General features: G+C 69.2%; 15 protein-coding genes. 3 read left to right on the top strand and 12 right to left on the bottom strand.

Going from position 1 to position 18,572, the window contains the following annotated elements; all coding sequences use genetic code 11:
- Positions 1-15 precede the first annotated feature (15 nt).
- From clpA to BM140_RS25905, 3 genes are all read left to right on the top strand, one after another.
- Positions 16-2,523, top strand: coding sequence for an ATP-dependent Clp protease ATP-binding subunit ClpA (gene clpA / locus BM140_RS15295; protein WP_091947993.1), 2,508 nt, complete (start codon positions 16-18; stop codon positions 2,521-2,523).
- A gap of 181 nt (positions 2,524-2,704) precedes the next feature.
- On the top strand, positions 2,705-2,977 hold the full coding sequence (locus BM140_RS15290) for a hypothetical protein (RefSeq protein WP_091947989.1): 273 nt from the start codon (positions 2,705-2,707) through the stop codon (positions 2,975-2,977).
- Positions 2,978-3,440: 463 nt separating this feature from the next.
- Positions 3,441-4,745 carry a calcium-binding protein gene (locus BM140_RS25905; RefSeq protein WP_165616472.1) on the top strand — a complete coding sequence of 435 codons (1,305 nt, stop codon included), beginning with the start codon at positions 3,441-3,443 and terminating at the stop codon, positions 4,743-4,745.
- A 52-nt stretch (positions 4,746-4,797) separates the two neighbouring features.
- On the opposite strand, the gene hemA is transcribed toward BM140_RS25905, so the two are convergent.
- Genes hemA through bchB form a run of 12 tightly spaced genes read right to left on the bottom strand, consistent with a single transcriptional unit; the run spans position 4,798 to position 18,571 of the window.
- Positions 4,798-6,015 carry a 5-aminolevulinate synthase gene (gene hemA, locus BM140_RS15280; RefSeq protein ID WP_091947983.1) on the bottom strand — a complete coding sequence of 406 codons (1,218 nt, stop codon included), beginning with the start codon at positions 6,013-6,015 and terminating at the stop codon, positions 4,798-4,800.
- Positions 6,016-6,065: 50 nt separating this feature from the next.
- The gene (gene puhE / locus BM140_RS15275) at positions 6,066-6,872 is read right to left on the bottom strand and encodes a putative photosynthetic complex assembly protein PuhE (RefSeq protein ID WP_091947977.1); all 807 of its coding nucleotides are present in this window, start codon (positions 6,870-6,872) and stop codon (positions 6,066-6,068) included.
- Position 6,873: 1 nt separating this feature from the next.
- Entirely contained in the window at positions 6,874-7,962 is a 1,089-nt protein-coding gene (gene acsF, locus BM140_RS15270) for a magnesium-protoporphyrin IX monomethyl ester (oxidative) cyclase (RefSeq protein ID WP_091947974.1), read from the bottom strand.
- Complete coding sequence (locus tag BM140_RS15265; protein ID WP_091947971.1) at positions 7,959-8,255, bottom strand: hypothetical protein; 297 nt, start codon at positions 8,253-8,255, stop codon at positions 7,959-7,961. Before BM140_RS15265 ends, acsF begins: the two co-directional genes overlap by 4 nt.
- Positions 8,256-8,268: 13 nt before the next feature.
- Positions 8,269-8,754 (bottom strand): photosynthetic complex assembly protein PuhC, encoded by a 486-nt coding sequence (gene puhC / locus BM140_RS15260; RefSeq protein WP_091947968.1) that lies wholly within the window; start codon positions 8,752-8,754, stop codon positions 8,269-8,271.
- An 18-nt stretch (positions 8,755-8,772) separates the two neighbouring features.
- Positions 8,773-9,441, bottom strand: coding sequence for a photosynthetic complex putative assembly protein PuhB (gene puhB, locus BM140_RS15255; protein WP_091947965.1), 669 nt, complete (start codon positions 9,439-9,441; stop codon positions 8,773-8,775).
- Entirely contained in the window at positions 9,438-10,211 is a 774-nt protein-coding gene (gene puhA, locus BM140_RS15250) for a photosynthetic reaction center subunit H (RefSeq protein ID WP_091947962.1), read from the bottom strand. Before puhA ends, puhB begins: the two co-directional genes overlap by 4 nt.
- Positions 10,212-10,224: 13 nt before the next feature.
- A complete protein-coding gene (locus BM140_RS15245; RefSeq protein WP_091947959.1) occupies positions 10,225-11,670 on the bottom strand; it encodes a BCD family MFS transporter in 1,446 nt (481 codons plus the stop codon).
- Positions 11,667-12,389, bottom strand: coding sequence for a magnesium protoporphyrin IX methyltransferase (bchM, locus tag BM140_RS15240; RefSeq protein ID WP_425287066.1), 723 nt, complete (start codon positions 12,387-12,389; stop codon positions 11,667-11,669). Before bchM ends, BM140_RS15245 begins: the two co-directional genes overlap by 4 nt.
- Positions 12,389-13,282 carry a ferredoxin:protochlorophyllide reductase (ATP-dependent) iron-sulfur ATP-binding protein gene (gene bchL, locus BM140_RS15235; RefSeq protein ID WP_091947953.1) on the bottom strand — a complete coding sequence of 298 codons (894 nt, stop codon included), beginning with the start codon at positions 13,280-13,282 and terminating at the stop codon, positions 12,389-12,391. Before bchL ends, bchM begins: the two co-directional genes overlap by 1 nt.
- The gene (locus tag BM140_RS15230; RefSeq protein ID WP_091947950.1) at positions 13,279-16,995 is read right to left on the bottom strand and encodes a magnesium chelatase subunit H; all 3,717 of its coding nucleotides are present in this window, start codon (positions 16,993-16,995) and stop codon (positions 13,279-13,281) included. The genes bchL and BM140_RS15230 overlap by 4 nt, the downstream gene beginning before the upstream one ends.
- Positions 16,970-18,571 (bottom strand): ferredoxin:protochlorophyllide reductase (ATP-dependent) subunit B, encoded by a 1,602-nt coding sequence (bchB, locus tag BM140_RS15225; protein ID WP_091947947.1) that lies wholly within the window; start codon positions 18,569-18,571, stop codon positions 16,970-16,972. The genes BM140_RS15230 and bchB overlap by 26 nt, the downstream gene beginning before the upstream one ends.
- Between the last annotated feature and the right edge of the window lies 1 nt (position 18,572).

Here is an 18,572-nt window from a genome sequence, read left to right as displayed (position 1 = left end):
GCGAAGGCCAGAGCATTGCCCAGCTTCTCACGCAGCCTCGAGCAAGCCCTCCACCGCGCCCTGGCCTTGGCCGGTGAGCGTCGCCACGAATACGCCACCCTCGAACATCTCCTGCTCGCCCTCGTGGACGATCAGGACGCCGCGGCGGTGATGCGGGCCTGCAACGTCGAACTCGACGTGCTGCGCCGCAACCTCGTCGAGTATGTCGACACCGAACTCTCGAACCTCACCGGCGACGGCCGCCAGGACGCCAAGCCCACGGCCGGCTTCCAGCGGGTGATCCAGCGCGCGGTGATCCACGTGCAGTCCTCCGGCCGCGAGGAGGTGACCGGCGCCAACGTGCTGGTCGCGATCTTCGCCGAGCGCGAGAGCCACGCCGCGTACTTCCTGCAGGAGCAGGACATGACGCGCTACGACGCCGTGAACTACATCAGCCACGGCATCGCCAAGCGCCCCGGCGCCTCCGAGGCCAAGCCCGTGCGCGGGGCCGAGGACGAGGGCCCGTCCGAGCGCCCGAGCGGCGGCGGCGAGGACGGCGAGGCGCGCCCGAAGAAGAAGGGCGACGCGCTGGAGGCCTACTGCGTCAACCTCAACAAGAAGGCAAAGGACGGCAAGATCGACCCGTTGATCGGCCGCCACTCGGAGGTCGAGCGCACGATCCAGGTGCTGTGCCGCCGCCAGAAGAACAACCCGCTGCTGGTGGGCGACCCCGGCGTCGGCAAGACCGCCATCGCCGAAGGCTTGGCGCGAAAGATCATCCAGAACGAGGTGCCCGAAGTCCTGGCGGACGCGACCGTGTTCTCCCTCGACATGGGCACCCTGCTCGCCGGCACCCGCTACCGCGGCGACTTCGAGGAGCGCCTCAAGCAGGTGATGAAGGAGATCGAGGCGCACCCCAACGCCATCATGTTCATCGACGAGATCCACACCGTGATCGGTGCGGGTGCGACCTCGGGCGGTGCGATGGATGCGTCGAACCTCTTGAAGCCCGCGTTGGCCTCCGGCTCGCTCCGCTGCATCGGCTCGACCACCTACAAGGAGTACCGCCAGTACTTCGAGAAGGACCGCGCCCTGGTGCGCCGGTTCCAGAAGATCGACGTCAACGAGCCGTCGGTGCCGGACACCATCGAGATCCTGAAGGGCCTGAAGCCGTACTTCGAGGAATTCCACAAGCTCAAGTACACCACCGATGCCGTGAAGGCCGCGGTGGAGCTGTCGGCGCGCTACATCAACGACCGCAAGCTGCCGGACAAGGCCATCGACGTGATCGACGAGACCGGCGCCTCGCAGATGCTGGTGCCTGAGGCGCGCCGCAAGCGCACCATCGGCGTCAAGGAGATCGAGGCGACCATCGCGACGATGGCCCGCATCCCCCCGAAGACCGTGTCGAAGGACGACGCGGTGGTGCTCAAGAACCTGACCGAGAACCTCAAGCGGGTCGTCTACGGCCAGACCAACGCCATCGAGGCGCTGACCTCGGCGATCAAGCTGGCACGAGCCGGCCTGCGTGATCCCGACAAGCCGATCGGCGCCTACCTGTTCGCGGGCCCGACCGGCGTCGGCAAGACGGAAGCGGCCAAGCAGCTTGCGTCGAGCCTCGGCGTCGAGATGCTGCGGTTCGACATGTCGGAATACATGGAGCGCCACACCGTCTCGCGGCTGATCGGCGCGCCCCCCGGCTATGTCGGCTTCGACCAGGGCGGCCTCTTGACCGACGGGATCGACCAGCATCCCCATTGCGTGCTCCTGCTCGACGAGATCGAGAAGGCGCATCCGGACCTGTTCAACATCCTCTTGCAGGTGATGGACCACGGGAAGCTGACCGACCACAACGGCAAGCAGGTCGATTTCCGCAACGTCATCATCATCATGACGTCGAATGCGGGCGCCTCGGACCTCGCCCGCTCGGCCTACGGCTTCACCCAGACCAAGCGGTCGGGCGACGACGTGGAGGCGATCAACCGGCTGTTCGCGCCGGAATTCCGCAACCGCCTCGACGCGATCATCTCGTTCGGCCACCTGCCGAAGGAGGTCGTCGCCAAGGTCGTGGACAAGTTCGTCCTGCAACTCGAGGCGCAGCTCGCCGACCGCAACGTCACGATCGAGCTCTCCGACGAGGCCCGCGACTGGCTGGTGGAGAACGGCTACGACGACGCGATGGGCGCTCGCCCCATGGCTCGCCTGATCCAGTCCACCATCAAGACGCCGCTGGCCGACGAGGTGCTGTTCGGCAAGCTGAAGGACGGCGGCGCCGTGCGCGTCGTGCTCCAGCGGCCCGAGGGCGAAGAGACCGGCGTGCCGGCCAAGGGCAAGGGCAGCCTCGGCTTCGAGTTCCCGGCGGGGCCCGTGACCCCGAAGCCCGAGAAGGACGTGACCAACGCCGCCAAGCGCCACAAGCGCGCCAAGCCCCGCTCCGCGCCGCGCAAGAAGGCGGCGAAGGGCGACGGCGGCAAGGGCGGCCCGGCGGGCGGTTCGTCCGGCGGCGGCGTCCGCACCGTGCCGAAGGTGCCCCTGAAGGTGTAAGAGTGCCTCACAAAACTCCCGTTCACGGCCGGTGTCCGCTCCGGGCGCGCCGGTGCAGCGAGAGTTTTGTGAGAGACACCAAGGCACGAGGCGGCACGGGTTGCGTTCCCGTGCCGCCTTGCGGATATGAGCGGCATCGCGGGCATTCTGGCGCCGCGCGGCCGAGCAGGATGGGGGATCGATGACGAGCGACGCGCAGGAGGAGCCCCTCAGGCCGGTCGCGACGCCGCCCGCCCCTCCGCCGAAGCCCAAGCTCTCTGCCCGCGAGCAGCGCCGCCGCCGGCGCCGGGCCCGCCACCGCGGCGAGGAGATTCTGGGCTGGATCCTCGTGCCGGTGATCCTGTTCGGGATCTACTGGGGCATCACCGCCGGCCTCGAATTCATGGGCACCAGCCCCGGCGTGGTCTGGGACCAGCTGATGCAGGTGAAGGCGGCGCTCGAAAAGAAGATGTGATCCGCTCCCTCCTCGCCACCGCGCGGGGAGGGGAAGCGTTCATGGCCTGCGGTGGAGGCCGCCGGCCGGGTCGGCATAGCTCGAAGCCCTGGCGCGCCGTCGCGACGAGCGCGCTTTACAAGGTCGATTGACTGATCCGCGCACGCCAAAATCTTGGCTCGATCGCGCTTGGCCGGCCTTCGTCTTGATCGCCCTGTCGGTGTTAGTTATAAAATCTACTGCTCTACCTGATCTGCTCTTTATAATCTACGATCGTATCGATCAAAAATCTCATCGCATAATCGGTAATCAATTCAGTTTTCAGCCCTTTGCGACTCATTAGGACATCTTTATAAGTGAACGGCTTGCGCCGTTTCTCATCGGGACATGCCGTCCTCAGAAGAAGCGCAGAGCGCAATCTTCGATTGGGGGCGCGGAAACCATGGCAACCTTCACGGCTACCCTTGCAGCCGACTTCAGGGACTTGGATATCTACAAGACTATCCGCTCGTCCATCTTCATTCCGGACGCGGCGAATGGCGGGGCCGGTGGCTTCAAGGCGCAATTCGCGCTGACGTCCTGGGTCCAGATCAAGGGCTTCGGCTTCGCCTATGCGACCACGCCGTTCGGAACCGTGCCCTATCTCGGCACCACGACATCGACCGAGACCTACATCAACGGCAAGCTGGCCTACACGGTAACCGGTCTTTCGATCACGCAGCAGCAAGCCGGCGTATACATCAACCTGTCGGCGGCCAAGGTCCGCGACGCCGTGTTCGGCGGCGCCGACACACTCATAGGCTCGAAGTTCGACGACATCCTCGACGGGTTCGGCGGCGGCGACACCATGAAGGGCGGCGCAGGCAACGATACCTACTTCGTCGATTCGAGCGCCGACACGGTGATCGAAATCGTGGGCGGCGGCACGCTGGACACCGTCAAGGCGCGGGTCAGCTACACCCTGCAGGCCAAGCAGGAGATCGAGGCGCTGTCGGCCGCGGACGCGAAGGGCACGGCCAAACTTGCGCTCACCGGCAACGAATTCGCCAACACCATCACGGGCAATGCCGGCGACAACCGGATCGACGGCCGTGCGGGCGCGGACGTGATGAAGGGGCTCGCGGGCAGCGACACCTATTTCGTCGACAACGCGCTCGATCAGGTGATCGAGTCGGCCAAGGATCGCGGCACGGATACGGTCGTCACCACGGTGAGCTACAAGCTCGGGGCCGGACAGGCGATCGAGCAGCTCTCGGCGGACGTCTCGACCAAGCTCACGAACAGCGCCAAGATCGATCTGACCGGCAACGCGTTCGCCAACACGATCAAGGGCAATGCCGCGGCCAACGTGATCAACGGCGGCGGGGCGAGCAAGACGGGCGCGGGGGCCGACACACTGTTCGGCCTCGGCGGGAAGGACACCTTCGTGTTCGACTCGGCGATCCTGACGACCAAGGGCGCGGTGATCGCCGACAACGTCGCGCATCTGGCCGACTTCAGCGTGATCGACGATACCATCACACTGGCGAAGAGCGTATTCGCCGGCCTCACCGCCGACACCAAGGGCGTGCTCGTCGCCGATCAGTTCAAGGATATCGGCAAGCCCGGCGCCAAGGTCGATGCCAGCGACCGCGTGCTCTACGACAGCAAGTCCGGCGCCCTGTTCTACGACAAGGACGGCAGCGGCGCGGCGGCAGCGATCAAGTTCGCCACCATCGACACCTTCAAGACCCAGGTCGACAGCCACGGCGTCTCGACGGTCTCGCACCTCGACTTCCTGATCGGCTGAGGCGACCGGCGTAGCGAGGGGCGGGGCGCATCACGCGCCCCGCCCCTCGCGTTTACTCGGCCGCCTGCCGGCTCAGGCCGATGCGGCTCCAGATCGTGCTCAGGGCATCGACGAGGTGGTCGATGTCGGCATTGGAATGCAACGGCGAGGGCGTGATGCGCAGGCGCTCGGTGCCGCGCGGCACGGTCGGGTAGTTGATCGGCTGGACGTAGATGCCGAACTCGTCGAGCAGGCTGTCGCTGATCGCCTTGCAGAGCACGGGATCGCCGACCATCACCGGAACGATGTGGCTGCGGTTGGCCAGCACCGGGATGCCGGCCGCGTCCAGCGCTTGGCGCACTTTCGCGACCCGCTCCTGATGCCGGGCCCGCTCGACGCCGCTGCCCTTGAGATGGCGGATGCTCGCCGCCGCGCCCGCCGCGACCGCCGGGGGCAGCGAGGTGGTGAAGATGAAGCCGGAGGCGAAGCTGCGTACGAAATCGCACAGGCGGTTCGAGCCGGTGATGTAGCCGCCATGCACGGCGAAGGCCTTGCCCAGGGTGCCCTCGATCACGTCGAGCCGGTGGGCCAGCCCCATCCGCTCGGAGATGCCACCGCCCCGCGCCCCGTAGAGGCCGACCGCGTGGACCTCGTCGAGATAGGTCAGCGCGCCGTGGGCCTCGGCGACATCGCAGATCTCGTCGATCGGGGCGATGTCGCCGTCCATGGAATAGACCGACTCGAAGGCCACGAGCTTGGCCCGGCCGGGCTCGATCAGCGAGAGCTTTCGGTTGAGATCCTCCGGGTCGTTGTGACGGAAGATCTGGCGCTCGGCGCGGCTGGAGCGGATGCCCTCGATCATCGAGGCGTGGTTGCCCTCGTCCGAGAAGATCACGCATCCGGGCAGCTTCGAGCCGAGCGTGCCGAGCGCCGCCCAATTCGAGACGTAGCCCGAGGAGAAGATCAGCGCCGCCTCCTTGCCGTGCAGGTCGGCCAGCTCCTGCTCGAGCAGCACGTGATAGTGGTTGGTGCCGGAGATGTTGCGGGTGCCGCCCGCGCCCGCGCCGCAGCGCTCGATCGCCTCGTGCATGGCGCCGACCACAGCCGGGTGCTGGCCCATGCCGAGATAGTCGTTGGAGCACCACACCGTCACCTCGCGCTCGCCCGCGGGGCTGTGATGGGTGGCGTAGGGGTAGCGCCCGGCCTGCCGCTCCAGATCGGTGAAGACCCGGTAGCGGCCCTCCCGGTGCAGACCGGCGATCTCGCTGTCGAAGAAGGCTTCGTAGTCCATGGCCGTCCTCCCGTGCCCGCGGCTCTCGCGTCCGCCTGAGGTCTGAATCGTCAATCGTGGGGCGTGGCGCCGCCCTCCGGCGCGTCGGCGGCGGGCGCGGCCCGCCCCGGCAGGCTCCAGTTCCACAGGGCCGCTGAGGGCAGCGGCAGCATCAGGAACCAGTGCTCCAGGGTGGCGAGCGCGGCGAGCGTCGCCAGAAGGGTGAGGCCGGTGGCGGTGCCCGCGCCGATGTCGGGCGCCAGCGCGCCTTGAATCAGCAGGGCGGTGATCGCGGTGCCGAGCGTCACCGAGACCGGGAACAGCGGGTTCATCGGCCGCCGCGACAGGTAGCAGGCAAGGTAGCCGAGATGGGCCGGCAGGAACTCGGCATGGAGGTTGCGCACGCCGAGGAACAGGTTGAGCCGGGCCGAGGCGTTCATCAGCGTCAGCAGCCCGTAGGTCCACAGCGCGATGCGGTTCTCCTGCCCCCAGGTGAGGCAGAGGATGGCGAGGCCCCCGCCGAGAATCGCGAATTCATGCCACAGGCTGGTGGCCAGCGCGGCGAAAAACCGGTCGAGCCCCCGCACCGACGGTGCGCAGGCGGCCGGCCGCGGGCCAGAGACGAAGCCCATGTAGTAGCTCATCTCCTGCCAGCCCCAGACCGCGATGGCGGCGCTGAAGCCGAGATAGGCGCCCGTCTCCGTGGAATCGCCCGCGCTCGCGCGGATCGCCCAGAAGGCGCCCGCCAACCCGACGCTCGCCGCCAGCATCAGCCGGGCATGGTGCGGCCGCGGCCGGTGCTGGAGCACCAGCACCAGCCCGGTGGCGGCCCACCACAGCAGGACGGCATAGAGCGCCGGGGCGGCGAGGTCGCCCATGCTACCAGACCGGCTGGAGGCGGATGTCGGCGGGCATCGCGTGCTGCTTGACCGGCAGCAGGTAGAGCCGAACGAAGGTGCCGGCCGCACGCAGCGTCTGGATGCCCTGCTTCAGCTTGCCCGCGACGCCGCCTTCCGCCTTCGCCTCCGAGATCTTCCGGGCACAGTCGAGCAGCCGGTCGAGCCCGGCCTTGAAGCGCGGATCGTCGATGTCGAGGGTGATCGGGAAGGTCTGCTTCGAGATCTCCGAGGTGATGCGGAAGACCTTGAAGTCGTACTCGCTCGGATCGACGCCGAGCGCCTTGTGGAAGGCGGGGCGGCAATGGTCGCGCACGTACATCGTCGCGTAGACGGCGAGCAGGAAGAAGCGGATCCAGTAGCGGTTGACGCCCGAGGTCAGCTTCGGGTTGGCCCGCATGAGGAGCGCGAAGGCCTCGCCGTGGCGGAACTCGTCGTTGCACCACTTCTCGAACCACTTGAAGATCGGATGGATGCGCCGGTCGGGATTGCGCTCCAACTCGCGATAGATGGTGATGTAGCGCGCATAGCCGATTTTTTCGGACAAATACGTCGCGTAAAAAATGAACTTGGGCTTGAAGAATGTGTACTTCTTGGCCTTCGTCAAAAACCCTAAGTCCACGCCAATACCAAAGTCCTTGAGCGTGTCGTTGATGAAGCCGGCGTGGCGCGCCTCGTCACGGCTCATGAAGCCGAACAGCTCCTTGATGTCCTTGTTCTTGGCGCGCTTCCTCATCTCGGCATAGAGCACGCAGCCGGAGAACTCCGCGGTGATCGACGAGACGAGGAAGTCCAGGAACTCCTTCCGCAATTCGGGATCGAGATGCGACAGGTCGCAATCGAATTCCTCGTTGCGGACGAAGTGGCGCTTGTTCGGGTCGGAGCGCAGCTCCTCGATCAGGATGTCCCACTCCTTGCGCACCGGCTCGACGTCGGTGCGGTCGAGTTCCTCGAAATCCGTCGTGTAGAAGCGCGGGCTAAGGAAGGTGGTCTCCTGGGCGGCCTTGGTCGATTCGTTGACCGGATGGCGCGGGACCGGGGTGCCCGCCGGGGGCTGGACGTTGGCGTTCACAGCGACCTCCGTTCGGAAAAGCTCACCTCGTAGAGCTCGGTCAGCTCGAGATGGGCGATCAGCTTGGTCCAAGCCCGCTCCAGGCGGCCGGCGCGGGTGACGGTGGCGGTGCGGCGCACGGTGAGGCGCTCGCCGTAGGGCACCTCGGTGGGTGCGTCGTGGACCTGCACCTCGTCGCCGGGCTCGATGTCGAATCCGGCATCCAGAGTCACGTGGGCGTGCAGGCTTTCGGGCGTCTGCTCGATCTCGACGGTGCAGGGCACCTCGACGATTCGCTTGCCGATCCAGGTCATGGACGGCCCTCCCCTATTTCGTTTCGTTGCCGGGCAGGAGGCGGGCGAAGGCGGCGGCGTTGGTGGCGCCGAAAGCCTCCAGCGCGACATGGCGCCCGGTGGCCGCATCCTCCAACGCCAGGGTGCCGTTGTCGAATCGTGTGAGCGTGAAGGGCTGCTCCGGTCCGAGCCCCTCGCGCTGCCGGGCCTGCGCCAGACCCCGCAGCGTCCCGCGCATGAAACCGCCCTCGCCCGGGTTGATGCGGGCGACGAGCCGGTTGTCCGCGGCACCCATCAGCTCGACCGCGCCGTCCGGCCGGTCCTCGGCGCGAAAGCCCAGGCTCGCGACCGGGCGGCCGGGGGGCAGTTCGGTGAGGCCGACGCCCTCCCGGCGACCGACGAACACCGCCAGCATCACGACGCCGAGCAGCGCGCCGATGCCGATCACGGCGAGCGACTGGGGCGAGCGGCGCGGGGGCGGCGGGCTCGACGGGCGACGGGCGGGGAGTTCGACGGGCATGGCTCACGCTCCTCGATGTCAGCCGGCGGCTGCGAGACGGCCCGATTGCGGGGTGTGGCGCGGACGCTCGCTCGGCACGGCCAAGACGCCTTCCGCGATCCGCGGACCTCGGGCGGCGAGCGCGCCGGCGAGCGTTTCGGCGACCGCGCGGGCGTCGGGCACCGAGCGCAGCATCGGCTCGGGGCGGCTCACGCGCCAGGGCCGGGCATGGGGCCACAGATGCAGGTAGGCGATCCGCTCGCCCGCCGGCAGTTGCAGCGGGATGTCGCCGCTGCCGTCGCCGAAGAGATGCAGACCCGCGCCCTCGATCTGGGCATGGGGGAGATTGAGCGTGATCGGCAGGGCGATGCCGACATGCATGACCACGCGCCGGTCGGTGACCGTGTAGACGGTCGTGCGGTGCACGAGCCAGGCCAGCACGGTCAGCAGCGCGATGCCGCCCACCCCGATCAGCAGCGTCGGTGCGACGACGCTGAGGGCGCTCACCATGCCGCCCTGCGCCGCGGCGGCGATGCCGAACAGCGTCGCGGTGCCGGCGAACCACGCCACCACCGGCCGGAGATGGAAGACCTGCACCAGCACGCCGCGCCAGGTCGGCGCGCCGCGCCACAGGATGCGTTCGCCCGCAGGCAAGGGGCCGGGCATCCCGCGCAGGGTGCCCTCGGGGAGGAATTCCGACTCGCTCACAGCAGCGGCTCCGCACGGGCGGGCGTGGCGTAGAGGGTGCCGGCGCCGAAATAGGCCATGATCCGCTCCTCCTCGAGGAGCGTCACCGAATCCGGGTCCTTGTGGTCGGGGATGTCGGCGAACTGCGCCGCCAGCAGCGCCTCGGTCGTGACCGTCTTGGTGAACAGGCTGGTGGAGCAGAAGGTCGCCGGCATCAGCACCCGGCGCCCGCCCGCACCGAGCTCGACCTCGTAGTAGCGCACGAAGGATTCACCGCGATCGACCCAGAGGTCCGTGACGGTGCCGGCGACGTTGCGGTCGGCGCCCAGCACCGACATGCCGATGGGGTTCGGCCCGGCCTCGTGCACCACGAAGGTGTCGGCGACGCGCAGCGGCACGATGCGGTAATGGCCGTCCCAAGTGCGGTCGTGCTCGTCGTGGCGCGGCGTCCACGAGCCGGGACCGACGCCCGCCTGCAGGGAGGTGTCGGTGCGGAAATAGGGCGCGCCGGGCCAGGGCTCGCGCTTGGCCGCCGGGATGCCGGTCTCGTAGGCGACGTCGGTGCGCGGCGCGTACATGGTGTGGCCGCTCGACAGGGGGAACGCCTTGGGCGTCGGGATCAGCACCGGATCGTAGGCCTTGAGGCGGCCGGCGGCCTCGTTCTCGAGGGGGTAGCCCTCACGGCGGTCCTCGCGGCGCAGGTAGAACACCAGCCCCGCGAAGAAGAGCCAGAACGCGTAGAGCGTGACCTGTGCGACGTCGATGTAACCGGTGATCTCGCCTCTGGGCATGACGCGCCTCCGATCAGGTGGGACGGTTGACGAGGGGGTCGAAGGTGCGCGCGCGTCCCTCGTCCGGGCGCGCGGGGTCGGCGGAATCGATGCGAACCAGCGGGCCGATCGCCACCAGGGTTGCGAACAGCAGCGCGATCTCGACGTGGTAGACGATGAGGTAGCCGATGGCCGGCTCGTTCATGCCCTCGCCGAGCACGCCGGATTGCGCCACCGCCGCGCCGACATCGCGCAGGATGCCGCTCGCCGCGATGGCCGCGCCGGCGGCGGTGGCCTGCACCGCGCCCCAGGCACCGAGCGCGAGGCCGGTATCCTCGGGCGTCGCCTTGGCCATCGACGCGGTGAGCGTGCCGTGGGCGAACAGGCCGCCGCCGATGCCGATCAGGGTCACGCCCGCGGCGAACAGCCGGGCCGAGGCCAGGGGGGCGGCGAAGATCACCGCCGAGAAGGCCAGGATGCCGATGACCGAGCCCACGGCCGCGACGCGGTAGGGATCGCCGCCGCGGGCGAGCCAGCGCGCCGCCGCGACGAGCCCGAGGCCGCCGCCCGCCGCGAGCATGGCGGTGAGCGCGGTGGTCTGGCCGACGCTGAGATTGAGGATCTGCCCGCCATAGGGTTCGAGCAGGATGTCCTGCATGGAGAAGCCGGCGGTGCCGAGACCGATGGCGACGAGGCGGCGCCGCGCCGTCGGCTCGCCGGCATAGCCGTGCCAGGATTCGGCAAAAGTCGGGCGCGGGGCGTCGCGAGCGGTCAGCGCCGAATTGCGCGGCTCCTGCTTCCACAGGGCGATGCCGTTGAGCACGATGGTGACCAGCGCCGCGCCCTGGATCACCTGGATCAGCCGGATGGCGGAGAAGTTGGCGAGCGCGAGGCCGAACAGCAGCGCGCTGCCCATCATGCCGACGAGCAGCATGGCGCAGAGCAGGGCCACCACCTTCGGCCGGGCATGGGCGGGCGCGAGGTCGGTGGCGAGCGCAAGTCCGACGGTTTGGGTGGTGTGAAGGCCCGCGCCCACGAGCAGGAAGGCGAGCGCGGCGGCGACATGCCCGACCCAGGCCGGGCCGGTGGTGTCGCCCGACAGGATCAGCAGGGCGAACGGCATGATCGCCAGCCCGCCGAATTGCAGCAGCGTGCCGAACCAGATGTAGGGCACCCGCCGCCAGCCCAGCACCGAGCGGTGCGTGTCGGAGCGGAAGCCGACGAGGGCGCGCAAGGGGGCGAACAGCAGCGGCAGGGACAGCATCACCGCCACGATCCAGGCCGGGACCGCCAACTCGACGATCATGACACGGTTGAGCGTGCCGATCAGCAGCACGGCGGCCATGCCGACCGTGACCTGAAACAGCGACAGCCGCATCAGCCGCCCGAGCGGCAGCTCCTTCGTCGCGGCGTCGGCGAAGGGAAGGATCGCCGGGCCGAGGCGCAGGAGGGCCTGCGTGAGGGCGAGGCCGGATTTCATCGGCGCTCCCCGGCGGGGGAGGATCGGCCGTTCGTCAGCTCGATCGCGTTCGACAGATAGAAGCCGCTGTTGATGCGCCGGGTGCGGCCGACGGCGAAGCGCTCCAGCGCCGGCGCGCGCGCGATCCGGCGGCGCAGGCCGCCCTCGGTGATCGGGACGATGGCCGGCGCCCGGTCGGCTTTCGGAAAAAGCTTCCCGGCGGCGTGCATCAGCGTCAGCAGCGCGGTGCGGGGCGCCACCGTGAAAACCACGCTGCCGTCGGTGCGCGCGCCGAGTTCGGCCAAGGCGCGAACGATGTCGGCGGGCTGATAGTGGATCAGCGAGTCCATCGCGACGACGTGGTCGAAGCGGCCGAGCCCGGCATCGAGCATGTCGCCGACGCGGAAATCGATGGAGCCGGCGCCCGCGATCTCCGGCAGGCGCTCGCGGGCAAGCCCGATCAGGGTCGGCGAGACGTCGATGGCCGTCACCGTGGCGCCGCGGCGCGCCGCTTCCACCGCCAGCGCGCCGGTGCCGCAGCCGGCGTCGAGGAGGCGCAGGCCGGTCATGTCGGCCGGCAGCCAGTCGAGGAGCGTCGCCCGCATGGCGTCGCGCCCGGCCCGGACGGTCGCGCGGATCTTCGAGACCGGGGCGTCGGAGGTCAGCCGCGACCACGCCTCGACCGCGGTGCGGTCGAAATAGGTCTCAAGCTGCGAGCGGCGGGTGACGTAGCTGCTCATCAATCGAATCCCAAAAATTCGAACAGGTCGCGGTCCTTCATCGGCACCGCCTCGCAGGGGTCTTCCCCGGCCCAGAGCGTCTCGGCGAGCCGCATGTACTCGTCGGTGACGGCCCGCAGCTCGGGCGAATCCTCCATCTCGAACAGGGTCGACTTCTTGAGGCGCGAGCGGCGCACCACGTCGAGATCGGGAAAATGGGCCAGGCGGCGCAGGCCCACCGCCTCGTTGAAGCGGTCGATCTCGTCGGTCTTGGCCGAGCGGTTGGCGATGACGCCGCCGAGCCGCACGCCGTAATTCTTCGACTTGGCGTGGATCGCCGCGACGATGCGGTTCATCGCGAAGATCGAATCGAAGTCGTTGGCGGTGACGATGAGCGCGCGATCCGCGTGCTGGAGCGGCGAGGCGAAGCCGCCGCAGACCACGTCGCCGAGCACGTCGAACACGACGACGTCGGTGTCCTCCAGCAGGTGGTGCTCCTTCAGGAGCTTCACCGTCTGGCCGACGACGTAGCCGCCGCAGCCGGTGCCCGCGGGCGGCCCGCCGGCCTCGACGCACATGACGCCGTTATAGCCCTCGACCACGTAATCCTCGGGCCGCAGCTCCTCGGAATGGAAGTTCACCGATTCGAGGGCGTCGATGACGGTCGGCGCGAGGCGCTTCGTCAGGGTGAAGGTCGAATCGTGCTTCGGATCGCAGCCGATCTGAAGGACGCGTTTTCCCAGCCTCGAGAAGGCGACCGAGAGGTTCGACGAAGTCGTGGACTTGCCGATGCCGCCCTTGCCGTAGACCGCAAAAACCTTCGCGGTCTCGATCTTGTCGGTCGGGTCGAGGGCGACCTGGACGCTGCCCTCCTCGCGGCGCAGCGGCACGGGATTCCGGATGGCGATGTTCATGCCGCGACTCCTGCGGTGATACCGGGTGTCACGCCTTCGAGCCGGTCTTCCAGCTCCTCCTCGGCGCGGTCGAGCGCGTCGCGGGTGGCGGCGTCGGGGGTCCAGAAGCCCCGGCGATGGGCTTCGATCAGGCGGCTCGCCACCTTGGCGCAGGCCGTGGGATTCAGCGCCGCCATGCGCTCGCGCATGGCCGGGTCGAGCACGTAGGTCTCGGTGATGCGCTCGTAGATCCAGGGCTGCACGGCGCCGGCGGTGGCCGACCAGCCGACCGTGTTGGTCAGCGTCGCCTCGATCTGGCGCACGCCCTCGTAGCCGTGGCCGAGCAGGCCCTCGTACCATTTCGGGTTGAGCATGCGGGTGCGCGTCTCCAGCGCCACCTGCTCGTCGAGGGACCGCACCCGGCCCTCGCCCCGCGTCTGGTCGCTGATATAGACCGGCACCGCCGTGCCGCGGGCACGGGCCACCGCGCGGCTCACGCCGCCGAGACCGTCGAAGTAGTGATCGACGCTCGTCACGCCGAGTTCGACCGAGTCGAGGTTCTGATAGGCGAGATCGACCTTGGCGAGGACCGCCCGCATCAGCTCGCGCTGCGGCGCCGGGCGGCCGTTGCGGCCGTAGGCGAAGGACTTGCGCTTCGAGAACGTCTCGCAGAGTTCGTCCGCATCGTCCCAGCGGCCCGACTCGACGAGGTGGTTGACGTTGGCGCCGTAAGCGCCCTCGGCGTTGGAGAACACGCGGAGCGCCGCGGTTTCCATGTCGCAGCCCTGCTCGGCCTGGATCGCCAGGGCGTGCTTGCGCACGAAGTTTTTGTCTTCGGGCTCATCGGCGGTGGCCGCGAGATAGCTGGCCTCCGCGAGCAGCTTCGTTTGAAGCGGCAGCAAATCCCGAAAAATGCCGGAGAGGGTGACGACCGCGTCGATGCGGGGACGGCCCAGGGTTTCGAGCGGGATCAGTTCGGCACCGGCGAGCCGGCCGTAACCGTCGAAGCGGGGGGCGGCACCGATCAGTGCGAGCGCCTGGGCGATGGGGCCGCCCTCGCTCTTGAGGTTGTCGGTGCCCCACAGGACGATGGCGACGCTCTCCGGCAGGGGCTGCCCCTCGGAGGTGTAGCGCTCCAGCACGCGGGCGACCTGCCGGGCGCCGTCGGCCACCGCGAAGGCGGAGGGCAGGCGGTAGGGGTCGAAGCCGTGCAGGTTGCGCCCCGTCGGCAGGATCGCCGGGTTGCGCAACAGGTCGCCGCCGGCCACCGGGGGCACGAAGCGGCCGTCCAGCGCCCGCAGCAGCGCCGGAATCTCGTGGTCGCGCGACAGTTCGCGGTCGATGCGGGCAAGATCGGCGAAGGCGGCGCGGCCGGTCTCGTCGAGGGGCAGGCCCGCGGCCGTCAGCGCCTCGTTGAAGGCCGCGCCCGCGATCAGCCGCTCGATGCCGGCGCGCGCGGGCTTGAGGCCGTGCGAGGCCTCCGCCAGGGCGGTGAGCAGATCGATGCGCTCTTCCGCCGGCATCGCCTCGCCGACGACGTGGAGGCCGTGCGGGATCAGGGTCTGTTCCAGTTCCGCGAGCGCGGCTGCGAGCGCGCCGACCTGAGCAGCCACGTCGCCGTGCCACGCCGGCTCGGCCGCGGTGAGGTCGAGGGCGGCGCCCTGCGACTGGATCACCTCGGCGAGCGTCGCCCGCTCAGCGACGGCCTCCGGCTCCAGGGCGCGCCAGCGCTCGACCGAGGCCTTGAGATCGATCAGCCCGCGATAGAGGCCGGCGGCGGCGAGACTGGGCGTGAGGTAGCTCACCAGCGTCGCGGCGGAGCGGCGCTTGGCCAGCGTCCCCTCGGACGGGTTGTTGGCGGCGTAGAGATAGACGTTCGGCAGCGCGCCGATCAGCCGCTCGGGCCAGCAGCGCTCGGACAGGCCGGTCTGCTTGCCGGGCATGAATTCGAGCGCGCCGTGGGTGCCGAAATGCAGCACCGCGTCGGCGCAGAAATCCTCGCGCAGGTAGCGGTAGAACGCGCTGAAGGCATGCGTCGGCGCGAAGCCGTGCTCGAACAGCAGCCGCATCGGGTCGCCCTCGTAGCCGAAGGCGGGCTGCACCCCGACGAAGACGTTTCCGAGTTGGACGCCGAGCACGAGGAGGTCGGCGCCGTTGCTCTGGTGGCGGCCCGGCGCCGGCCCCCACTGCGCTTCGATCTCGGCGAGATGCGGCTCGCGGCGGACATGGTCCTCGGCCGAGATGCGGGCGTGGACGTTGGCCTGCGTGCCGAAGCGGGCGGCGTTGCCGTTCAGAATCTTGTCGCGGAGCGCATCGATGCTGTCGGGCACCTCGACGGCGTAGCCGTCGGCGGCGAGCCCCTTCAGGGTGTTGAGGAGCGAGGCGTAGACCGAGAGGAACGCGGCGGTGCCGGTGGCACCGGCATTCGGCGGAAAGTTGAACAGGACGATGGCGAGCCGTCGCTCGGCTTTCGCTCTGCGCCGCAGCGCCACCATGCGCTCGACCCGCTCGGCGAGCCGCGCGGCGCGCTCGGGATGGACGCGCATGTCGCGGGCGTTGTCCGGGCCCGAGGCCGAGGAGCGGCCGCCGAACACCATCGGCGCGGTGGCACCGTCGAGTTCGGGGATCGCGACCATCATGGTCGCCTCGACCGGCGAGAGGCCGCGGTCCCCCTCCTGCCATTGCTCGATGGTCTGGAATTCGAGGGCCTGCGCCGCGAGGTAGGGCACGTCGAGGCGGGCCAGCAGACCTTCAGCGGCCGCCGCGTCGTTGTAGGCGGGACCGCCGACGAGCGAGAAGCCGGTGAGCGAGACCAGCGCGTCGATTGCCGGCCGCCCGTCGCGCATGAAAAAGGCTTCGACCGCCGGGCGGTTGTCGAGCCCCGCGGCGAAAGCCGGCACCACCGAGAGGCCGCGGGCCTCGAGCGCGGCGATGACGCCGTCGTAGTGCGCGGTGTTTCCTGCGAGCACGTAGGAGCGCATCAGCAGCAGGCCGACCCGGCCCTTCGCGCCCGGCACCGTCGGCAGGCGCGAAACCGCCTCGCCGAAGCGGCCGGTCATGCGCGGGTGATACAGCCCGGTCTCGGGGTAGTGCTGCGGCGCGGGCGCGGCGGCGATCTCGCGCCAGACCGCACGGGGGCCGGCGGCGTAGCGCTGCACGAGGAAGCGCACGAGGCCGGCCACGTTCTCGTCGGAGCCGGCGAGCCAGTATTGCAGCGTCAGGAAATAGGCCCGCACGTCCTGGGCCGAGCCGGGGATGAAGCGCAGGATCTGCGGGAGCTTGCGCACCAAAGCTATCTGGCGGGCGGCGTTGCCCTCCGCACCCGGCTTGCCACGCAGCTTCTTGAGGAAATCCAGCGCCGAGCGCTTGGCACCGCTCATGTCGAAGCGATTCAACCGCGTCGTGCGAACAACCTCGGCGGCCGAGAGGCAGCCGACCATGGCGTCGCAATGCGGGCGGCGCGCGAGCAAAGCAGGCAGGATCGCGCGGACGTGCTCGTCGAGGAAAAGCATGGCCGAGACGATGATGTCGGCCCGGGCGATCTCCTCGCGGCAGGCGGCGAGCGCGGCCGGATCGGTCTCCCACTCCGCGGCGGCGTGGAAGCTGAGGGTCAGCCCCGGCATGTCCTGCGCGAGACGCAGGCGTGCCCGCTCCACCGCGCTCGCCAAGTGATTGTCGAGCGTGACGATGGCGATGCGGATGTCGGGCCTAGCGGCCGAAATGCGCTTTGGCATCGTACAGGGTCTCGAGGGTGATGAGCGGGAGCTGCCGCTCGCGGGCGAAACGCTCGGTGTTGGCGCGGGCCTTTCCGCGCACGAAGAACGGGATTTTTTTCAACTCTTTCTCGGCGTCCGGACTCCAGGGCGCCGGGGTGGGAAGTGGCGTGAGCGTGACCTGTGCGGCCTCGACGACGATCGGAGCGGGCGCCGGGGCGAGCGGTGAAGCCTCCGGCACCCGCCCCATGGCGGCCGGGCCTGCACTCGTGCGACCGAGATGCGAGGGGGCGGCGCCATCGTGGAACTCGGGGTCCTCGCGGAACATCCCGAGCAGGTGCTCCTCCAGGCCCATCATCAGCGGATGGACCAGAGTATCGAACAGGACGTTGGCGCCCTCGAAGCCCATCTGCGGCGAGTGGCGGGCCGGGAAGTCCTGCACGTGGACCGGGGCCGAGATCACCGCGCAGGGGATGCCCAGCCGCTTGGCGACGTGGCGCTCCATCTGCGTGCCGAGCACGAGTTCGGGCTGCGCCGCCTGGATCGCGGCTTCCACGTCGAGATAGTCGTCGGCGATGATCGCCTCAATGCCGAGGGAGGCGGCCTCGGCCCGGACCTCGCGGGCGAATTCGCGGCTATAGGTGCCGAGCCCGACGACGCGGAAGCCGAGTTCCTTGGCCGCCACGCGGGCGATGCCGAGCGCGTGGGTGGCGTCGCCGAAGATGAAGACGCGCTTGTCGGTGAGATAGGTCGAATCGACCGAGCGCGAGTACCAGGGCAGCCGCGAGGGCACGCCCGCCAGCACCGGGCCCGGATCGACGCCGGCGAGCGCGGCCACCGCCTCGACGAAACGGGTGGTCGCGCCGACGCCGATGGGCACGATGTCGATGAAGGGCTGGCGAAACGTCTTTTCGAGGTGCTGCGCCGCCGCGCGGGCAATCTCGGGATAGAGCACGACGTTGAAATCGGCCTCGCGCAGCCGTCCGAGATCGGCCGGGCTGGCGCCGAGCGGGGCCACCACGTTCACGTCGATCCCGAGGGCTTCGAGAATCTTTCTGATTTCGATCAGGTCGTCGCGGTGGCGGAAACCCAGCGCGGTCGGTCCGAGGATATTGCAGAGCGGGCGGCGGCCCTCGCGGGGGCTGCGCTCGACCGCGGGGCCGGAAAGGGCGCGGACCAACCGGTAGAAGGTTTCGGAGGCGCCCCAGTTCTCCTTCTTCTGGTAGGCCGGCAGTTCCAGCGGGATCACCGGGATCGGCAGGGCCAGCGCCTTGGCGAGCCCGCCCGGATCGTCCTGGATCAGTTCCGCCGTGCAGGAGGCACCGACGATCATCGCCTGCGGCTGGAAGCGGGCATGGGCCTGCGCCACCGCATCCTTAAACAGCAGCGCGGTGTCGCCGCCGAGGTCGCGCGCCTGGAAGGTGGTGTAGGTGACGGGCGGGCGCTTCTCGCGCCGCTCGATCATGGTGAAGAGCAGATCGGCATAGGTGTCGCCCTGGGGGGCGTGCAGCACGTAGTGCAGCCCCTCCATCGCGGTGGCGACCCGCATGGCGCCGATATGCGGCGGTCCCTCGTAGGTCCAGACGGTGAGTTGCATC

Origin of the sequence: Methylorubrum salsuginis (assembly GCF_900114375.1) — a bacterium.
Lineage (GTDB): Bacteria > Pseudomonadota > Alphaproteobacteria > Rhizobiales > Beijerinckiaceae > Methylobacterium > Methylobacterium salsuginis.
This window is presented reverse-complemented; position numbering and strand designations above follow the sequence as displayed.